The organism is Acinetobacter sp. Ag2, assembly GCF_001005515.1.
Classification (GTDB): domain Bacteria; phylum Pseudomonadota; class Gammaproteobacteria; order Pseudomonadales; family Moraxellaceae; genus Acinetobacter; species Acinetobacter bereziniae.
This window is the reverse complement of the sequence record NZ_LBNA01000027.1, coordinates 1-18,194: the sequence shown is the minus strand read 5'-3', so window position 1 is coordinate 18,194 and position 18,194 is coordinate 1. Positions and strand designations below refer to the sequence as shown.

The following is an 18,194-nucleotide window of genomic DNA, read 5'->3' as shown; positions in this document are numbered from 1 at the left end:
AATTTATGATTTTATTTTGAATATTGAATGCATTTATTGATATAAATGACTGAAAAGAATAATGCTAGTTTAATGTCATGCTTATTTTAAGAGAGTGACAACAATGACTGATTTAAACCAAGAAAAATTTTCTTCGCAGACGGCGGTACCTTTACATTTTTTTAAGCTCAGACAAGATGCGCATGTGATTCAATCGGATGCAGAAGCTGTTCAAGTGGCTCAAGCTTTGGCGAAAGAGTTTGCCAAAGAAGCTTCACAACGTGATTATGAGCGCCGTCTCCCTCTTGCTGAAATACAACAGTATTCACAAAGTGGTTTGTGGGGAATCAATATTCCTAAAGCTTTTGGTGGCGCTGAAGTCAAATATCGGACTTTAGCAGAAGTGGTCAAAACGATTTCAAGTGTTGATCCATCCTTGGGGCAAATTGCACAAAACCATTGGGCATTCATTGAACATTTACGCTTGGATGCAAGTCCAGAACAGCAAAAGTTTTTCTTTGGAGAGATATTAAAAGGGCGTCGTTTAGGAAATGCCTTTTCAGAAAAAGGCAGCAAAACAGTGGCTGATTTAGAAACCACCATTCATAAAACAGCACAAGGCTATGAAATCAACGGGCAAAAATTTTTTGCCACGGGCGCATTATTGGCGCATTGGGTCCCTGTAGTTGCGGTCAATGAAGAAGGTTTGCCGGTCGTAGCTTTAACACCTCGAACCACAGCTGGACTAGAGGTGATTAATGATTGGTCCGGGTTTGGACAACGTACCACAGCAAGTGGCACAGTGGTATTGAAACAAGTACAAGTGGATGCCCAATATATTGTGCCGATCTATAAAGCATTTGAAAAACCAACAGTGGCTGGAGCAATTTCTCAGTTTATTCAAGCTGCCGTCGATGCAGGAATTGCACGTGGCGCGATTGAAGAAACCATTCAATATGTCAAATTGCATTCCCGTCCTTGGGTAGATTCTGGTTTGGAAAAAGCATCCGATGATCCTTATACCATCGCCAATATTGGTGAATTAAAAATTAAATTAAGAGCAGCTGAAGCCGTTTTAGACTTGGCAGGTGATGCAATTGATTTAGCAATTGCTCAACCTTCAGAAGAGCACGCCAATGAAGCGACATTGTTGGTCGCTGAGGCTAAAGTGCTAACTACTGAAATTGCAATTTTGGCATCCAATAAATTGTTTGAGTTATCGGGTACTCGTTCAACTTTATCTGAGTTGAATTTAGATCGTCATTGGCGCAACGCACGTACCCATACTCTACACGACCCAGTGCGTTGGAAGTTTAATTTGGTTGGTAATTATTATTTAAATAACATTCACTTGCCACGCCATGCGTGGAGCTAAGAGTGATAAGAATAGGATAATGGAGAGCCAGCATGAGTGAACAAAATATTCAAACCAATATTAATGATGATTTATCAATCACAGCCAATTATGAAAAAGTTGCAGCAAAGTATCGTCCAATTTTCGAAAAAATCGCCGAAGGAACTCTCGCGCGTGAACAGCAACGTTCATTGCCATATGAACAAATCAACTGGTTAAAACAAGCGGGTTTTGGGGCACTTCGTGTCCCTGTGAAGTTTGGTGGCGATGGTGTCTCCTTACCCCAGCTGTTTCAGTTACTTATCGAACTTGCCAAAGCAGATTCTAATATCGTGCAGGCATTACGGGGGCATTTTGCCTTTGTCGAAGATCGTTTAAACGCGCATAAAGTTGCTGATCAAGCGCTGTGGTTTAAACGTTTTGTTCAAGGTGATCTGGTGGGGAATGCTTGGACTGAAATTGGTCAAGTCAAAATTGGGGATGTAATCACTAGGGTAAAACAAAAAAATAATCAACTGTTGGTCAATGGGAAAAAATATTATTCAACAGGCACTATTTTTGCCGATTGGGTAGACTTATTCGCCTATGATGAAACAACAGACCAACATGTGATTGCTGCTATTTCTCGCCATGCTTCAGGTGTACAGGTATTGGACGATTGGGATGGTTTTGGACAAAAGACGACGGGAAGTGGTACGTTAAGCTTAACTGATGTTGCAATTGAGCGTGATCATATATTGCCTTTTGAACAACGCTTTAAATACCAAACAGCATTTTATCAAGTCATTCATTTGGCGACCTTGTCGGGTATTGCTCAATCAGCTGTTGCAACATTTATTCATGAAGTACAAAAGCGTGATCGTATCTTTAGTCATGGCAATGCAGATCTGGTTCGTAATGATCCGCAAATTTTACAAGTGATCGGTAAAGCATCTGCACAAGCATATGCCAGTGAAACCATTACCTTACGAACAGCAGAAGCTTTACAAAAAGCGTATCTTAGCCATTTTGGAGAGTCTGAGATCAAAAATATTCAGGCGAATAATGATGCTGAACTTGAGTCGGCACAAGGTCAAGTGGTGATCTCTGCGTTGGTGTTGGAGCTAACCAGTCAATTGTTTAATGCATTGGGTGCATCAGCCAGTACAACATCTAAGCAGCTTGATCGCTTTTGGCGAAATGCGCGAGTCGTGTCTTCACATAATCCTTTAGTTTATAAGGAAAAAGTGATTGGAGATTGGGAGGTGAATCATGAGCCTTTACCTTTTGTATGGCAGATTGGCGCGAGTCCAAAGATTGGGGCAGCTTAAATTTTTCATGGGAATATATCAAAAGCTTGCAGATGCAAGCTTTTGTTTTTGAGGCGAGATAAAATTAAAATAATTAATGTACTGGTGAGTACATAAATTGGAAGTTTTAATGCTATAAGAATAAAATAAAATTTAGTAGATTAGAGCCTGTTGACATTTCTATCCTAACCCTTTGGGATAGGAGCTTTTTTGTTGCGAAGATGTTGGTCTTGTTAACTTAGACTGGTTAAGTTTTGCAAAGCCTGCCTTGTGCGGTTAAAAATGTCGAATCTCGCCAGCATCTATGAAGTGTCAACAGATCTAACCGTCAAAAACAAATACAAAGAGGATGTTATGTCACTTCAAGGAAAAACACTTTTTATCACGGGTGCAAGTCGTGGAATAGGGCGTGAAATCGCACTAAAAGCTGCTCAAGATGGCGCGAATATCGTGATTGCTGCAAAATCTGCAGAAGAACATCCAAAATTGGGCGGTTCGATTTTTACTGTTGCGAAAGAGGTCGAAGCAGCAGGTGGGAAGGCGTTGGCAATTCAATTGGATGTGAGAGATCAAATTGCTGTGGCAGCAGCCATGCAGCAAGCCGTCGCGCAATTTGGTGGGATTGATATTTTAATCAATAATGCGGGTGCAATTAAATTATCTGGTGTTGAACTACTTGACCCAAATCGTTTTGATTTGATGTATCAAATCAATACACGTGCGGTGATGGTATGTAGCCAAGCAGCATTACCTTATTTAAAAAATAGCGATAATCCGCATATCCTCAATCTTTCTCCGCCTTTGAATTTAGATGAGAAATGGTTTGCTAGTTATGCACCATATACCATTACTAAATATGGTATGAGTATGTTGACTTTGGGGATGAATCAAGAGTTTGCTAGCTATGGAATCAGTGTAAATTCACTTTGGCCAAGAACGATTATTGCAACTGCTGCAATTGAGTTTTCTTTAGGCGGTAAGGCGTTGTTCAGTAAGGCACGTAAACCAAATATCATGGCGGATGCTGTTTATCATATATTGAATAGCCAACAACGTGCATTGACTGGGCGATTGTTGATTGATGAAGATATTCTTCGAGAATCAGGCATCTCAGATTTTTCTGAATATCGCTATGCTGATTCAGACGATGAATTAATGGTTGATTTATTTGTAAAAGAATAGAAATGAATACAAGTCAAATGTACCGATTTTTCATCACTGGTCTGATTGTTTAAAATCGGTACATTAAAACATTGGAAATTTTTATAAAAAAGCAGAAGATATAGCACCGAATACAAAAAATGTGAGAGTTGTAATTTCGTGTTTGAGTTAGATTGTAAGTTGCTCAGTATTTTTTACTATATCTACAAATTTAAAAGTGTGTCTGTTGCTGCAGACCATTTAGCAATGAGCCAACCTACAGTAAGCAATATTCTGAACAAAATTCGTGCTCACTATAACGATCCGTTATTTTTACGGATTGGTAATGAAATGGTGCCTACTGAATTGTCGAAACAGCTTTATCCTCTGGTGAGCGAGGCTCTGAGCAAAGTTGAAATTATCAATAACTTTAGTGTGAACTTTGACGAAACAGCATCGCATCAACAGTTTACTGTTGCTATGACGGATGTTTCGCATTTGGTTTTGCTTCCAAAGATTTCTCAATACCTCAAACAACATGCACCTCATGTTAAATTAAATGTTCGTGCCATTACTTCTGAAACCAGCTATCAAATGGCAAATGGAGAAATTGATTTAGCCATTGGCTTTTTACCGCAATTGGAAAATGGATTCTATCAACAAAAATTATTTGAACAGTTCTATGTGGTGATTGCTTCAAAAGATCATCCACGTTTAAATCAACAAAGTATGACTGTTGAACAGTATTTGAGTGAATCTCACATCGATATTGATGCAGGGGTAGGGCATTATCACATTGCCAATGAGCTATTGAATTTGGATTTAAAACGTAATGTGTTGATGCGCATTCCAAGTTATCTCGGTGTGGGCTTGGTGGTACAAGATACTGACTCGATTGCAACCGTTCCGTATTATTTGAGCGAAGTTTTGTTGTCTCGAGGAAATTTACAGATTTTTCCTGCACCTATCTCGTTTCCGACCTATTCGATTAAACAGTATTGGCATATGTCCTGTCACCATAAAACCAGCCATCAGTGGCTCAGACATATGTGTTATGAAATTTTTAGTCAAGTTAATTCCATGCCATTACCTAGTCAGTTACTCAGCCCTCAAAACGAATTAGATATATAGCAAATCATAATGTCTTAACTAAACAGTGAATCTGATCAGAAAACAATGAATATCAGTCATTTGAGGTTTCTGAATCAGTTAATTTATCAGGTGTCATCAGGGCTTGATTGACGTAAAGTTTAATCAAGCGTTCACGAGAGCCAATTGACTTTTGATAATGGGTTGAATTTAACAGTAGGGATGCGCCATAGGTGACTGTCCAAATATAAGACAGATAATCACGGATCGACATAATGCTGTTTAATGATTTGAGATGTGCACCAAAGAGGTCTTTAATTTCTAAAATTCGTTGCTCACGGATTGAATAAAGTTCTTCAAATAAATCTTTGAGCTTGCGTTCATTGTTGGTTAAGCGCTCTTCGATCACATGTAATAGAATCGTACGATTCGAATTCAGCATGTTATACAGCATATATTGAGAGACATAAATTTTAATGTCGTGATGGTAGGCTTTGGAAATATCTAAGAGTCTTTTTTCATTTAAGATAATCAGTTCAAGGTAGAGTTGATTTTTACTTTTAAAGTGCTTGTAAATCGTGCCTTTAGCAATATCAAGTTCTGCGGCAAGCTCACTTAAAGTAATATCCTGATTATTATCAAGCAATAAGGTTTCTGCCATTGCTAAAATTTTCTCTTTACGGAGAAGAAAATTTTGTTGGCGCACTGAACTCATTCTATTAATCCAAAACCACTGATGAAGAACTAGAATCAGAGTATATCAGCTATTTGAGTTATTCAATAAAACTATAGTCGTCATTTTCAAGAAAATATTTCAAAAGAACTCTGAGATTCCAAGTCAAAAATCATTGATTTATCAATTGGCAAAAGATAAAGAATTTTCTTTTTTAAAGTCAATAAAATTGAACCTATGAGGTCAAATTATGTAAATGTATTTCCATTATTTTAAGAATTGGATTATTGTTTTTTGACTTGCTTTTGCCTTAAAAAGCTTATGATTTATTTATTTTTACAAATTATATAAGGCTTTAGCTAAGGGGTGTTTAAAGAAAACAAACTTCTAGTGTTGATCAATCTTTGTAAATTTATATATGTTTTATATATAAAATAGCTAGGTTGATGAATGAGGTGTTTGTTTTTTTAATGCAAAAAGATTTATACACGGCTTTAGTCGCAACTGAAAAGTCATGTCACAAGGAAAGCAATCATGCCAATTTACAATGCACCACTGAAAGATATGCAATTTATTCTTCAAGATGTGTTTAAGGCTGAAACGTTCTGGCAAGAGAACGAGAATTTAGCGCATTTGGACATGGCAACTGCCAATGCAATATTAGAAGAAATGGCAAAATTTTCTAAAAATGTCATTCTGGATTTAAATCGTAGTGCGGATGAAGAAGGCGGTGCTGAATTTAACCAAGGTGAAGTTAAAACGCCACGTGGTTTTAAAGAAGCTTTTCAACAGTTTGCCCAAGGCGGTTGGATTGGTTTAGGTGCCAATGAAGCATGGGGTGGTCAAGGCATGCCTAAAATGCTGACCGTGCTTGCAGATGAGATGATTTGGAGTTGCAATCCTTCATTTATGTTGTATCCACTGTTGACTGTGGGTGCAGGGATGGCAATTGATCAAGCAGCATCAGAAGAACAAAAAGCCACTTACTTACCAAAATTTTATACAGGGGAATGGTCAGGGACCATGTGTCTAACAGAACCCCATGCAGGTACTGATTTAGGGATTATCAAAACAAAGGCAGTACCTAATAATGATGGTTCATACAATATTTCAGGAACAAAAATATTCATTACCAGTGGAGAGCATGATCTCAGTGAGAATATTATTCATCTTGTATTAGCCAAAACGCCGCATGCACCAACAGGTTCCCGAGGTATTTCTTTATTTATCGTACCGAAATTTCTTATCAATCAAGATGGTTCATTGGGTAAGCGTAATACGGTTACTGCAGGTTCTATTGAACATAAAATGGGAATTAAAGGCTCAGCAACATGTGTCATGAATTTCGATGCTGCTCAAGGATATCTTGTAGGTAAAGAAAATGAAGGCTTAGCAGCCATGTTTATTATGATGAATTATGAGCGCCTTTCTATGGGGATTCAGGGAATCGGTGCGTCAGAGTTTGCTTATCAAAATGCAGCGCAATATGCCACAGACCGTTTGCAGGGGCGATCTGCATCAGGTCAACAATTTCCTGACAAGCCTGCTGACTCTATCCTGGTTCATGCTGATGTGCGCCGTATGTTGCTCAACGCACGTGCCAATAATGAAGCATCACGTGCATTTGCTGTGTATGTTGGACAACAACTTGATATCACCAAATTCTCAACAGATATTGATTGCATAACAAAAGCCAATGAGCGTGTGGCATTGCTAACACCTATTGCAAAAGCATATCTGACCGATAAGGCACTGGAAGCGGCACTTGAAGCGCAAATGTGCTTCGGTGGGCATGGTTATATTCGTGAATGGGGAATGGAACAATGTATTCGTGATTTGAGAATTTCCCAAATTTATGAAGGAACCAATGGTGTTCAAGCACTCGATCTAATTGGACGAAAAACAATTAAATCGAATGGTGCCTTTATCGCAGACTATCTGACAGAAATACGTGAATTTGCCGACAGTATGCAGGACGCAATATCAATTAAGGCGGTCACATTGGATGTCTGTGCTCAAGTCGACGAAATCACGAAAATAATTATTGAGCAGTCAAAAGTGAGTCCAGATTTTCCGAGTGCAGTTGCCGTAGATTATTTACATGTGGTTGGCTTGTTGAGCTTTACTTATATGTTTGCACGAATAGCTCAAGCGGCTCAAAGTAAATCAGAGACTTTTTATCAAAACAAATTGGTCTTAGCACAGTATTATGTTGCTAAAGTGCTTCCAGACTTAGCGACAAGAATACAGCGTATCCAAGCTGGTGCTGATCTCATTATGCAACTGCCTGAAGATTATTTTACAGCACAGGCTTAAAAATTGTGATTGACAATGGCAAACCATAAGGTTGTTTACTTCTTTGTGGTTTAAAACAAGATTTAAAATCAATGGACAGGGAGATAAAAATGATCGTAATTGTTGAAGCAGTACGTACAGCAATGGGGGGATTTCAAGGTGCTTTATCAGCTTGTACAGCCCCGGATTTAGGCGCAGTTACCATTAAAGAAGCAATTGTTCGTGCAGGTTTACAGCCTACAGATATTGATGAAGTGATTTATGGTTGTGTGCTTCCTGCGGGTCTAAAACAGGGTCCTGCACGTCAAGCCATGCGCCAAGCTGGATTGCCAGATTCAACGGGTGCAACCACGATCAATAAAATTTGTGGCTCAGGTATGAAAGCAGTCATGCAAGCTGCTGATGCAATTCAGGCAGGTTCGGCGAATATTGTTGTTGCGGGCGGTATGGAGTCTATGACAAATGCACCATACTTGCTTGAAAAAGCACGTGCTGGTTATCGAATGGGGCATGGTAAGGTCATTGACCATATGTTTCAGGAAGGTTTGGAAGATGCTGAAACAGGGTTGTCCATGGGTATTCTGGCGCAAGAAATGGCAGATCAAAAGGGCTATACACGTGAACAGCAAGATGCTTATGCAATTGGTTCTTTGAATAAAGCGGTAACAGCGATTAATAAGGGTTATTTTAAAGCTGAAATTGTGCCTGTTACAGTATCATCTCGCAAAGGCGAAGTTGTGGTTGAGCAAGATGAGCAGCCATTGAATGCCAAAGCAGATAAAATTCCAACTTTACGTCCAGCATTTAAGAAAGACGGTACCATTACCGCCGCGAATTCAAGTTCAATTTCTGATGGTGCTTCGGCATTGGTGATTACCTCAAGTGAAGAAGCCAAACAACGTGGTTTAAAGCCACTGGCACAAATATCAGCATATGCGACACATTCTCAGCATCCCTCTGAATTTACGATTGCACCAGTCGGTGCGATTGAAAAAGTATTAAAGAAAACAGGCTGGAATGTTGAAGATGTTGATTTATGGGAAGTGAATGAAGCTTTTGCAATGGTTGCCATGTTGGCGATAGATGCTTTCCAACTGGATGCAAATAAAGTCAACATCCATGGTGGTGCTTGTGCATTAGGGCATCCGTTAGGTTCTTCTGGTTCACGCATTATTGTCACGCTTATTCATGCTTTAAAACGCACTGGTGGTAAGAAAGGTATTGCAGCACTATGTATTGGTGGTGGTGAAGCTACAGCAATTGCCATTGAATTAATTTAATCCTATCCCTTTCATAAACGAATAATTCAAAATCTACTGCATCCCTGTTCGCAGGGGGGGTGGGCGCTTTCATGCTTTATTTTTATATTTTTGAGATTTATTTAAATGATTAACGGTTTGGAACGTGTACGCTTAAATTGCCTGCACAGTAAAATAATGTGTGCTGAACAGGCTGTGAGTTTAATCAAAGATGGTTCAGTGGTCGGTGTAAGTGGTTTTGGCGGTGCAGGCGAGGCAAAAGCAGTCCCTTTAGCATTGGCAGATTATGCGCAACTGCATCCTTTGAAAATTACTTTGGCGACTGGTGCAAGTTTAGGTAACCGTATAGATGGTCGCTTAACTGAAGCGCATGCTTTGGCACGCCGTTACCCTTATCAGGCTGATCCTATTTTACGTAAAGCAATTAATGCAGGCGAGATCATGTATATTGATCAACATCTATCTGAAGTTGCAGATAATATTCGCCATCATAATTTAGCAAAAACCAATGTGGCGATTATTGCAGCCACTGCGATTACTGAAGATGGACAAATCATTCCAACAGGTTCATGTGGAAATGCAGCAAATTTTGTTGAAATGGCAGATCAGGTAATTGTTGAAATTGACACAACTATTCATCCGATACTGGAAGGGGTGCATGATATTTATCTTCCAAAGAAGCGACCTTATCGCGATCCAATTCCTCTTACTCAAGTGAGTGATCGCATTGGAACTTTTGGTATTCATATCGATCCTAGTAAAATCTCAGCCATTGTTTTGAATGATATTCCAGATACTTCATTTAAGATGGATCAAGCAGACGATGAAACACTTGCTATCGCACAGCACTTGATACACTTCTTTGAAAATGAAGTAGCACTTGGGCGTTTACCTGAAAACTTAGGTCCATTACAGTCTGGCGTTGGTTCAATTGCAAATGCTGTTTTTGCTGGTTTTGCACATTCAAACTTTCATGATTTAGAAATGTATTCAGAAGTTTTGCAAGATTGTACATTTGAATTAATTGACTCTGGCAAAATGAAGTTTGCTTCAGGTTGTTCAATGACTTTGTCTGATGAATGTGCCAAGCATGTGATGACAAATTTTGAATGCTATAAAGATAAAATCGTGTTACGTCCACAGGAGCTGTCGAATCATCCTGAAATCATTCGGCGCTTGGGAATCATTGCAATCAATACCGCATTAGAGTTTGATATTTATGGAAATGTAAATTCAACACATGTGGGCGGTAGCAAAATGATGAATGGTATTGGGGGATCAGGGGACTTTACTCGCCATGCCCATTTGGCTATTTTTGTGAGCAAGTCGATTGCCAAAGATGGTGCAATTTCTTCAGTTGTACCTATGGTCAGTCATTGTGATCACGCAGAACACGATATTGATGTTTTAGTGACAGAACAAGGATTGGCTGATTTAAGAGGGTTAGCTCCTCGGGAGCGTGCGCTTAAAATTATACAATGCTGTGCACATCCATCTTATCGGAATGAATTGACGGATTATTTTGAACGGGCATGTGTATTAGGTGGGCAAACACCACATCTTTTACGTGAGGCTTTGTCTTGGCATGCGCAGTTTGAAGAAACAGGAACGATGAAATCTGCTTAAAAACATAAAGCCAATAAAAAACCTGATCTTAATCAGGTTTTTTATTGGAAAATACTACATGACTGAATTAATCAGCGCGACGCCAAATTGTACCTTGACGAGTATCTTCGAGTACCACTCCTTGAGCAAGTAAAGACTGGCGAATTTCATCAGCACGCGCAAAGTCCTTATTTTTTTTGGCATCTACACGTTGCTGGATAAAATCTGTAATATCAGCTTCAGATAAGCCTAATGCTTCTTGCCCAATATCAGACTTTAAAAACTCATCAACATTGTACTGAACTAAACCTAGAATATTAGTCAAATGGCGTAAAGTCGAATAATAAAGCGTTGCTTGCTCTGCATTTTCTTCTTTAACTGCACGATTCAGTTCTTTAATGATTTCGAACAATACCGCAATTGCTTCTGAAGTATTGAAATCATCTCGCATCGCGATATTAAAGCGTTCCACAAATGTTTCATCAAGTACATCTGTAGATAGATCAGCATACACTTGCTGATATGCCTTAAATGCATGATAGAAACGAGAAAGTGTTGTTTTTGCTTCTTTTAATGCAAAATCAGAAAAGTTCACTGGGCTGCGATAGTGTGAAGAGACAATAAAATAGCGAATCACTTCTGGGTGGAACTTCTCCATCACATCACGAATGGTAAAGAAGTTGCCTAATGATTTAGACATTTTCTCACCATCTACATTGATAAAACCAACATGCATCCAGTAATTCACATATTGTTCATCTGTAGAAGCTTCTGATTGTGCAATTTCATTTTCATGGTGTGGGAATAAAAGGTCTGAACCACCACCATGAATATCGAAATGATTGCCTAAGCAGCAGGTCGACATTGCTGAACATTCAATATGCCAACCAGGGCGTCCATTGCCCCATGGTGAAGCCCATGAAGGTTCATTTTCTTTGGCATGTTTCCAAAGCACGAAATCGAATGGATGTTTTTTCTCAACGTCTACATCGACACGCTCAGAAGCGCCAGCTTGCATATCATCCAGTTTACGTCCAGAAAGGCGACCGTATTTGGCAAATTTCTCAACTTCAAAATACACATCACCATTTGCAGAAGGGTAAGCAGCACCTTTATTGACTAAATGACCAATCATATTTTGCATCTGATCAATATAATCGGTCGCACGGGGTGCTTCATCTGGATGTAGACAGCCCAGATTTTCTGCATCTTCATTCATCGCTTGAATAAAACGGTCTGTTAATGCCGTAATACTTTCACCATTCTCGTTGGCACGTGCAATGATCTTGTCATCAATATCGGTGATATTTCGAACATATTTTACATTCCAGCCTTGGCTGCGTAGAAAACGAATGATGTAGTCAAAAGCAACCATCACTCGAGCATGTCCAATATGACAGTAATCATAAACTGTCATACCGCACACATACATGTCGATATGTCCTTCTTTACGGGGAACAAATTCAACTTTTTTACGTTGCTCAGAGTTGTAAAGAACAAATGGTTGCATAGGTTTTCTAAATGTTTCAACAAAAGGGTGATTTATCTTAACCTAAGCTCCATATTTCATAAAGATTTATACGTTAATTTTCTAAGAAAATGAAATTTATACATTTAGGAAAGCAGGCTATTGTATTGCTATGCTAAAATAGCAAAAATATTCCGTTTGATATTCAAAACTCGTCTAGAGTTAAGGTAAGTCCATTTTGAATTCTGAAAATAAGTCAAATCATGTTGATTTTCAAAAAGTTGCGCTTGAAACCTTGCGCATTGAAGAGCATGCCTTAGAAATTTTAGCGACCCAAATCGATGAGCGTTTTACCCGCGCCTGCGAAATTATTTTGCAATGCCAAGGTCGTCTAGTGATTACTGGGATGGGAAAATCAGGGCATATTGGACGGAAAATGGCTGCAACTTTTGCCTCTACAGGAACGCCTTCATTTTTTATGCATCCTGGCGAAGCTGGTCATGGTGATTTGGGCATGTTGGTTAAAGGTGATGTACTGATTGCGATTTCAAACTCTGGAAAGAGTGATGAAATTATGATGCTGATGCCACTCATTAAATATTTGGAAGTTCCATTAATTACCATCAGTGGTGATGATAAAGGTCCGATGCCACAAAATGCCGATGTGGCGCTAACACTTGGAAATATTAAAGAAGCTTGTCCATTGGGCTTAGCACCGACATCGAGTACAACTGCAACATTGGCATTAGGTGATGCTTTAGCAGTGGCATTGTTAGATGCACGTGGTTTTACTGCGGATGATTTTGCGATGTCTCATCCCGCTGGAGCGTTAGGTAAGCGTCTGTTATTGCATGTGAAACATTTAATGCACACAGGCAATGACTTACCCAAAGTATTACCCAATACACCTATGAATAAAGTACTGTATGAAATTTCTAATAAACGTTTGGGTTTAACCACGATTGTCGATGAAAATGACACTTTATTGGGTATTTTTACAGATGGTGACTTGCGTCGTTTAATTGATAAGCAACAAGGTTTTGATGTGAATTTAGCTGTGTCTGAGGTGATGATTAAAAACCCATCAACGATTTCTAAAGAAGCACGAGCTGTGGAAGCTTTGGAAAAAATGAATGAAAAGAAAATTAGTCAATTTGTGGTTGTCGATGAGCATCATAAAGTGATTGGTGTTATTAGTATGCATGATTTGATTCAAGCTGGAGTAAATTAATCAATGGCTTCTTATGTTTTATTAGAACAAGCGCGTCATATTGAAGCATTGGTTTTAGATGTAGATGGAATTTTGAGTGATGGTTTTGTGACTTTGACCAATTCTGGAGACGAAATCAAATCATTTGATATTCGTGATGGATTGGGCATGAAATTGGTCCAAAAATCTGGGATTAAAGTCATTATCATTACTGGACGTAAAAGTCACATCGTAGAAAAACGTATGTCTGATCTCGGTGTCGATTTGATTTTCCAAGGTCGAGAAGATAAGGGTGTTGCGCTTAGAGAAGCATGTGCACAACTTAATTTAGATCCTGAAGATTGTTTATACATGGGCGATGACTGGCCTGATCTTTCAGCATTTGCACTGGCTGGAATGAAAGTTACAGTACCTAATGGTCATGTTGAAGTTCGCCGTCGAGCAGATTTAGTCACACAAGCAATGGGTGGACGTGGGGCGGTACGGGAAGTTTGCGATATGTTGCTGATGGCTAAAGGCACTTACCAAGAACTACTTGAAAAATATACAGCTATACCGCATTAATAGCTTAAATTCAGATTGATCAAATGTTGAATATAATTTATGGATACTAAGGTTCTATATGTGACCGCTGTTGTCATTGCGGCAATTAGTGGTGGCTATTACTATTACAGCGGGAAAGGTAAAAAGCTGGATGGAAATTCAGCACAAAGCATGACCTATTCTGCTGAAGGTATTCAGTTGGTCCAGACCGATGAAAAGGGCAATCTTTATGTTCGTGCTCAAGTTGATCATCTAGAACAAGATTTACAAAGAAAAACGTCTAAACTCAGCAATCTCAATGCTTCAATGTTTAATCAAAATCAAGTTGATTCAACTTTTTTTGCCAAAGAAGCTAGAGGATTTAATGACAATGAGAAGGTTGTTTTATCTGGACAGGTTAAAGCAACTAAACTTGGTGAACGTGGGACGATGGAATTTCAAACAGATGAATTAACAGGCTATCCTAAAACTCGTCAGTTCGAAACAACTCACCAAGTTACTGTCAATGCACCTGATGCAGAATTTATTAGTCAGGGTTTAAAAGCTGATTTAAACCAAGGTCAATATGAATTTGCAAATATTCGAGGAAAGTATGTACCTAATTAAGATCTTTTCACTGAAACAATCTTTCCTGAGAAAAGCGATCTGTACGATCAGTATGTTGAGCTTGTCAGCAACGGCATTTGCATTACCATCAGACCGTAATCAGCCTATTTCACTTGTTGCTGATAAAGCAACGTATAGTGAAGCGACAGGTGTGACAACCTATACCGGCAATGTCATTATTGAACAAGGTACAATGAAGCTACAAGCGTCTTCAATTGTTGCTCAATTGAATAAAAGTAAACAAATTAGCACTATTACTGCGACAGGTGGACCAGCAAAATTTCAACAGCAGGTAGACAGTGCAAAAGGCGTGGCGCGCGGTGAAGCACAAAAAATTGTTTACAATGCTGAGACTGGTATTATCAACCTGATTGGAAATGCTTATCTATACCAAGATGGAGCAAGTATCCGAAGCAGCACTTTAAAATATAGTATGAACAAAGGTGATGTTGAAGCTTCGGGTTCATCGAATACAACAGGTTCATCTAAAGGACGTGTGCAAATTATTATTCCACCAAACAGTGCTAAGTCTTTCCCTGGAGCACGTGATTAATGACAGCTTCGAATCAAAGCCAAACACTGTGTATTAAACACTTAGCCAAAGTTTATAGTAAACGCTGGGTGGTAAAAGATGTTTCTTTTAGTATGCAAAGCGGGCAAATAGTCGGATTGCTTGGTCCAAATGGTGCTGGTAAAACAACAAGCTTCTATATGGTTGTTGGTTTGGTTCGTATGGATAAAGGCGAAATTCATTTAGATAATGAAGATATTTCCGACTTAGCCATGCATCAACGTGCACGTAAAGGAATTGGTTATCTGCCACAGGAAGCTTCTATTTTTAGAAAGCTCACGATCGCTGATAATATTATGGCAATTCTTGAGACTCGAAAAGATCTCAATAAACAACAGCGACAACAACGTCTAAAAGAATTGTTGGAAGACTTTAAAATTACCCACATCAAAGATTCATTAGGCATGAGTGTTTCGGGGGGGGAACGTCGCCGTGCTGAGATCGCAAGAGCTTTGGCAGCAGATCCCAAGTTTATGCTATTGGATGAGCCTTTTGCAGGGGTAGATCCAATTTCTGTTGGAGATATTAAAGATATTATTCGGCAGTTGAAAGATCGCGGTATTGGTGTTTTGATAACAGATCACAACGTTCGTGAAACTTTAGCAATTTGTGAGCATGCTTATATTGTGAGTGAGGGAGCAGTCATTGCAGAAGGCACTCCTGAAGAAGTATTGGCAAATGAAACAGTACGTCAAGTTTATTTGGGTGATGATTTTACTGTTTAATTAATATTATTAAAAGAATGGAGTTTTATACTCCATTTTTTTTTTAATACAAACTATTGGTTAAATAAAAATAAATTCTTAATTTATTAAATTTGCATAATATGTTTTTTTTGCAATATTATTTACATTGATAAAAAAAATTACATTTTTTATATAAAATTTAATTTATCAATAATTTTTAAGTTTCAATAATACCCGTAAATTTTAAATGGAAATCACTTGTCTATAAAAATCATGGTTAATCAGCTTACGCTGTAGATGGTTTTTATCAGAATATAAGATTATTAATAAAAGATTAATAAATTTGTAAAAATGATGAAAGCAACAGCAAATGATGAATATAAAACGATAATTAAATTTAATTGCGTATAGACAGTCTAAAAATATTGAATAAAAATAAATAAATGATAAGCACATCACGAAATTCTTTTAAATATATTAGTTATTATAGACAACTAATATTTTTTATAATGTTATTCATTTTTATTATTAAAACTATACACTTGTGAATTTTGTCGCACTTATTTATCTTTTTTGCATAAGAGTGAATTATAAGACGGAAGAACTATTATGAAAAACATCACAATTTATGAAAAAGGAACGGCTAAAATTCTGACTCAGGATTTAGTGAATAAACATCACGCTGTTTATAAAGTCAATTTAGATAGTGCTGAAATAGCCAAAATTGTTAAAGTTAATAATAATCTGGAGGTGTATTTACAAAGCGGAGAAAAAGTTGTTATTGAAGACTTTTTTATTGGAGAAAAACCAAAAGAATTTACTATAGAAACTTCAGATGGAAAACATTATTTACTTGAATTCCTTGAATTTGATGCAAATGGCACTGTGACTAAAATTGATTATCTGGGTATTAATGATTTTCATGAATATTTGGTTGGTGAGCATGCAGCAGTACCAGTATGGGCATGGGTTGCAGGTGCAGCAGGAATTATAGGCATAGCCGCAGCTGCAGGAAGTAGTGGTGGAAGTTCAAATCATTCTGGAAATGGTGATAAGACTGCTCCTAAAATAACACATCAGATTTTAGATAATCAAAAAATTAAAATAACTGCGGATGAAGCAAGTAAGATAACCATAGTTGATTCTACTGGAAAAACAATTGGTAGTGGTCAATTAAATCAGGCGGGTTCGCTGGATATTACTTTGACAAGACCATTGGTCGATAATGAAAAAATTACAATTACAGCAATTGATAATGCTGGAAATAAAACAACAGAAACAATAAATGTTGGGGATGTTACAAAACCAGAAGTTGAAGTAAATATTGTTGATAATAACACTGTTCATATTGTTTCAAATGAACCAGGTAGCAAAGTTATTATAAAAAATGAAGCTGGTCAAACAATTGGAGAGGGAGTAATTGGTTCTAATGGGGAGCTAAATGTTGATTTAAATACTACATTAACTGATGGCAGCAAAATTATTGTAGATGTTATTGATACTTCAGGTAATCAAACAGAAAAAGTAATAACGGTAGGAGATGTAACACCACCGATTATTGAATCAAATATTAAAGACGCAACTCATATAGAAGTTACCTCAAATGAACCAGGGCAAGTAAAAATTACCGACAGCAATGGCAATGTGATTGGTACGGGCACGATCACTGGGAATAACGTGGTTGATGATATTCAACTGACTCGTCCATTGGCTGATGGTGAAAAGGTCACAGTGACAGTGACAGATGGAGGAGGTAATCCAAAAACGATTGAAATCACAGCTGGAGATGTAACCGCGCCAATCATCACTTCTACGGTTCAAGATGCGACGCATATCGAAGTTACCTCAAATGAATCAGGGCAAGTAAAAATTACCGATAGCAATGGCAATGTGATTGGTACAGGCACGATCACTGGGAACAACGTGGTTGATGATATTCAACTGACTCGTCCATTGGCTGATGGTGAAAAGGTCACAGTGACAGTGACAGATGCTGCGGGTAATCCTAAAGCTCTTGATATTATTGCTGGGGACGTAACTGCGCCAATCATCACTTCTACGGTTCAAGATGCGACGCATATCGAAGTCTCGTCAAATGAAGCTGGTCAAGTAAAAATTACTGACAGCAACGGTAATGTGATTGGTACAGGCACAATCACTGGAAATAACGTAGTTGACGATATTCAACTGACTCGCCCATTGGCTGATGGTGAAACGGTCACAGTGACAGTGACAGATGCTGCGGGCAATCCTAAAGCTCTTGATATTACTGCTGGGGATGTAACAGCGCCAATCATCACTTCTACGGTTCAAGATACGACGCATATCGAAGTCTCGTCAAATGAAGCTGGTCAAGTAAAAATTACTGACAGCAACGGTACTGTGATTGTTACAGTCACAATCACTGGAAATAACGTAGTTGACGAT

At 38.3% G+C, this 18,194-nt stretch carries 15 protein-coding genes; 13 read left to right on the top strand and 2 right to left on the bottom strand.

Features of this window, described 5'->3' with window-relative positions; all coding sequences use genetic code 11:
* Positions 1-103 precede the first annotated feature (103 nt).
* The 4 genes from AAV97_RS02395 to AAV97_RS02380 all read left to right on the top strand — a co-directional run bounded on the left by AAV97_RS02395 (position 104) and on the right by AAV97_RS02380 (position 4,893).
* Positions 104-1,354 carry an SfnB family sulfur acquisition oxidoreductase gene (locus AAV97_RS02395; RefSeq protein ID WP_046759701.1) on the top strand — a complete coding sequence of 417 codons (1,251 nt, stop codon included), beginning with the start codon at positions 104-106 and terminating at the stop codon, positions 1,352-1,354.
* A 32-nt stretch (positions 1,355-1,386) separates the two neighbouring features.
* The gene (locus AAV97_RS02390; protein WP_042086872.1) at positions 1,387-2,643 is read left to right on the top strand and encodes an acyl-CoA dehydrogenase family protein; all 1,257 of its coding nucleotides are present in this window, start codon (positions 1,387-1,389) and stop codon (positions 2,641-2,643) included.
* A gap of 333 nt (positions 2,644-2,976) precedes the next feature.
* Positions 2,977-3,804, top strand: coding sequence for an SDR family oxidoreductase (locus AAV97_RS02385; RefSeq protein ID WP_046759700.1), 828 nt, complete (start codon positions 2,977-2,979; stop codon positions 3,802-3,804).
* A 138-nt stretch (positions 3,805-3,942) separates the two neighbouring features.
* Positions 3,943-4,893, top strand: coding sequence for a LysR substrate-binding domain-containing protein (locus AAV97_RS02380; protein ID WP_005032325.1), 951 nt, complete (start codon positions 3,943-3,945; stop codon positions 4,891-4,893).
* Between the two features lie 52 nt (positions 4,894-4,945).
* On the opposite strand, the gene AAV97_RS02375 is transcribed toward AAV97_RS02380, so the two are convergent.
* The gene (locus AAV97_RS02375; protein WP_004824579.1) at positions 4,946-5,566 is read right to left on the bottom strand and encodes a TetR/AcrR family transcriptional regulator; all 621 of its coding nucleotides are present in this window, start codon (positions 5,564-5,566) and stop codon (positions 4,946-4,948) included.
* 492 nt (positions 5,567-6,058) lie between these two features.
* Here AAV97_RS02375 and AAV97_RS02370 point away from each other — a divergent pair, with 492 nt between their 5' ends.
* The 3 genes from AAV97_RS02370 (at position 6,059) to AAV97_RS02360 (ending at position 10,704) form a co-directional block, all read left to right on the top strand.
* On the top strand, positions 6,059-7,840 hold the full coding sequence (locus AAV97_RS02370; RefSeq protein ID WP_046759699.1) for an acyl-CoA dehydrogenase C-terminal domain-containing protein: 1,782 nt from the start codon (positions 6,059-6,061) through the stop codon (positions 7,838-7,840).
* A gap of 83 nt (positions 7,841-7,923) precedes the next feature.
* Positions 7,924-9,099, top strand: a complete 1,176-nt coding sequence (locus AAV97_RS02365) for a thiolase family protein (protein WP_171249342.1) — start codon at positions 7,924-7,926, stop codon at positions 9,097-9,099.
* 105 nt (positions 9,100-9,204) lie between these two features.
* Positions 9,205-10,704, top strand: coding sequence for a succinate CoA transferase (locus AAV97_RS02360; protein WP_046759697.1), 1,500 nt, complete (start codon positions 9,205-9,207; stop codon positions 10,702-10,704).
* A gap of 67 nt (positions 10,705-10,771) precedes the next feature.
* On the opposite strand, the gene cysS is transcribed toward AAV97_RS02360, so the two are convergent.
* Positions 10,772-12,193: a cysteine--tRNA ligase gene (gene cysS / locus AAV97_RS02355; RefSeq protein ID WP_009584517.1), complete on the bottom strand. Its 1,422-nt coding sequence runs from the start codon at positions 12,191-12,193 to the stop codon at positions 10,772-10,774.
* A 196-nt stretch (positions 12,194-12,389) separates the two neighbouring features.
* Here cysS and AAV97_RS02350 point away from each other — a divergent pair, with 196 nt between their 5' ends.
* The 6 genes from AAV97_RS02350 to AAV97_RS02325 all read left to right on the top strand — a co-directional run.
* Positions 12,390-13,382: a KpsF/GutQ family sugar-phosphate isomerase gene (locus tag AAV97_RS02350; protein ID WP_009584531.1), complete on the top strand. Its 993-nt coding sequence runs from the start codon at positions 12,390-12,392 to the stop codon at positions 13,380-13,382.
* A gap of 3 nt (positions 13,383-13,385) precedes the next feature.
* On the top strand, positions 13,386-13,925 hold the full coding sequence (locus AAV97_RS02345; protein WP_004824568.1) for a KdsC family phosphatase: 540 nt from the start codon (positions 13,386-13,388) through the stop codon (positions 13,923-13,925).
* A 39-nt stretch (positions 13,926-13,964) separates the two neighbouring features.
* Positions 13,965-14,510 carry an LPS export ABC transporter periplasmic protein LptC gene (lptC, locus tag AAV97_RS02340; protein ID WP_004824565.1) on the top strand — a complete coding sequence of 182 codons (546 nt, stop codon included), beginning with the start codon at positions 13,965-13,967 and terminating at the stop codon, positions 14,508-14,510.
* Positions 14,497-15,063, top strand: a complete 567-nt coding sequence (gene lptA, locus AAV97_RS02335; RefSeq protein ID WP_004824563.1) for a lipopolysaccharide transport periplasmic protein LptA — start codon at positions 14,497-14,499, stop codon at positions 15,061-15,063. The genes lptC and lptA overlap by 14 nt, the downstream gene beginning before the upstream one ends.
* Positions 15,063-15,806 (top strand): LPS export ABC transporter ATP-binding protein, encoded by a 744-nt coding sequence (lptB, locus tag AAV97_RS02330; RefSeq protein ID WP_004824561.1) that lies wholly within the window; start codon positions 15,063-15,065, stop codon positions 15,804-15,806. The genes lptA and lptB overlap by 1 nt, the downstream gene beginning before the upstream one ends.
* 570 nt (positions 15,807-16,376) lie before the next feature.
* A partial coding sequence (locus AAV97_RS02325; RefSeq protein ID WP_046759696.1) for an Ig-like domain-containing protein occupies positions 16,377-18,194 on the top strand: 1,818 nt, incomplete at its 3' end.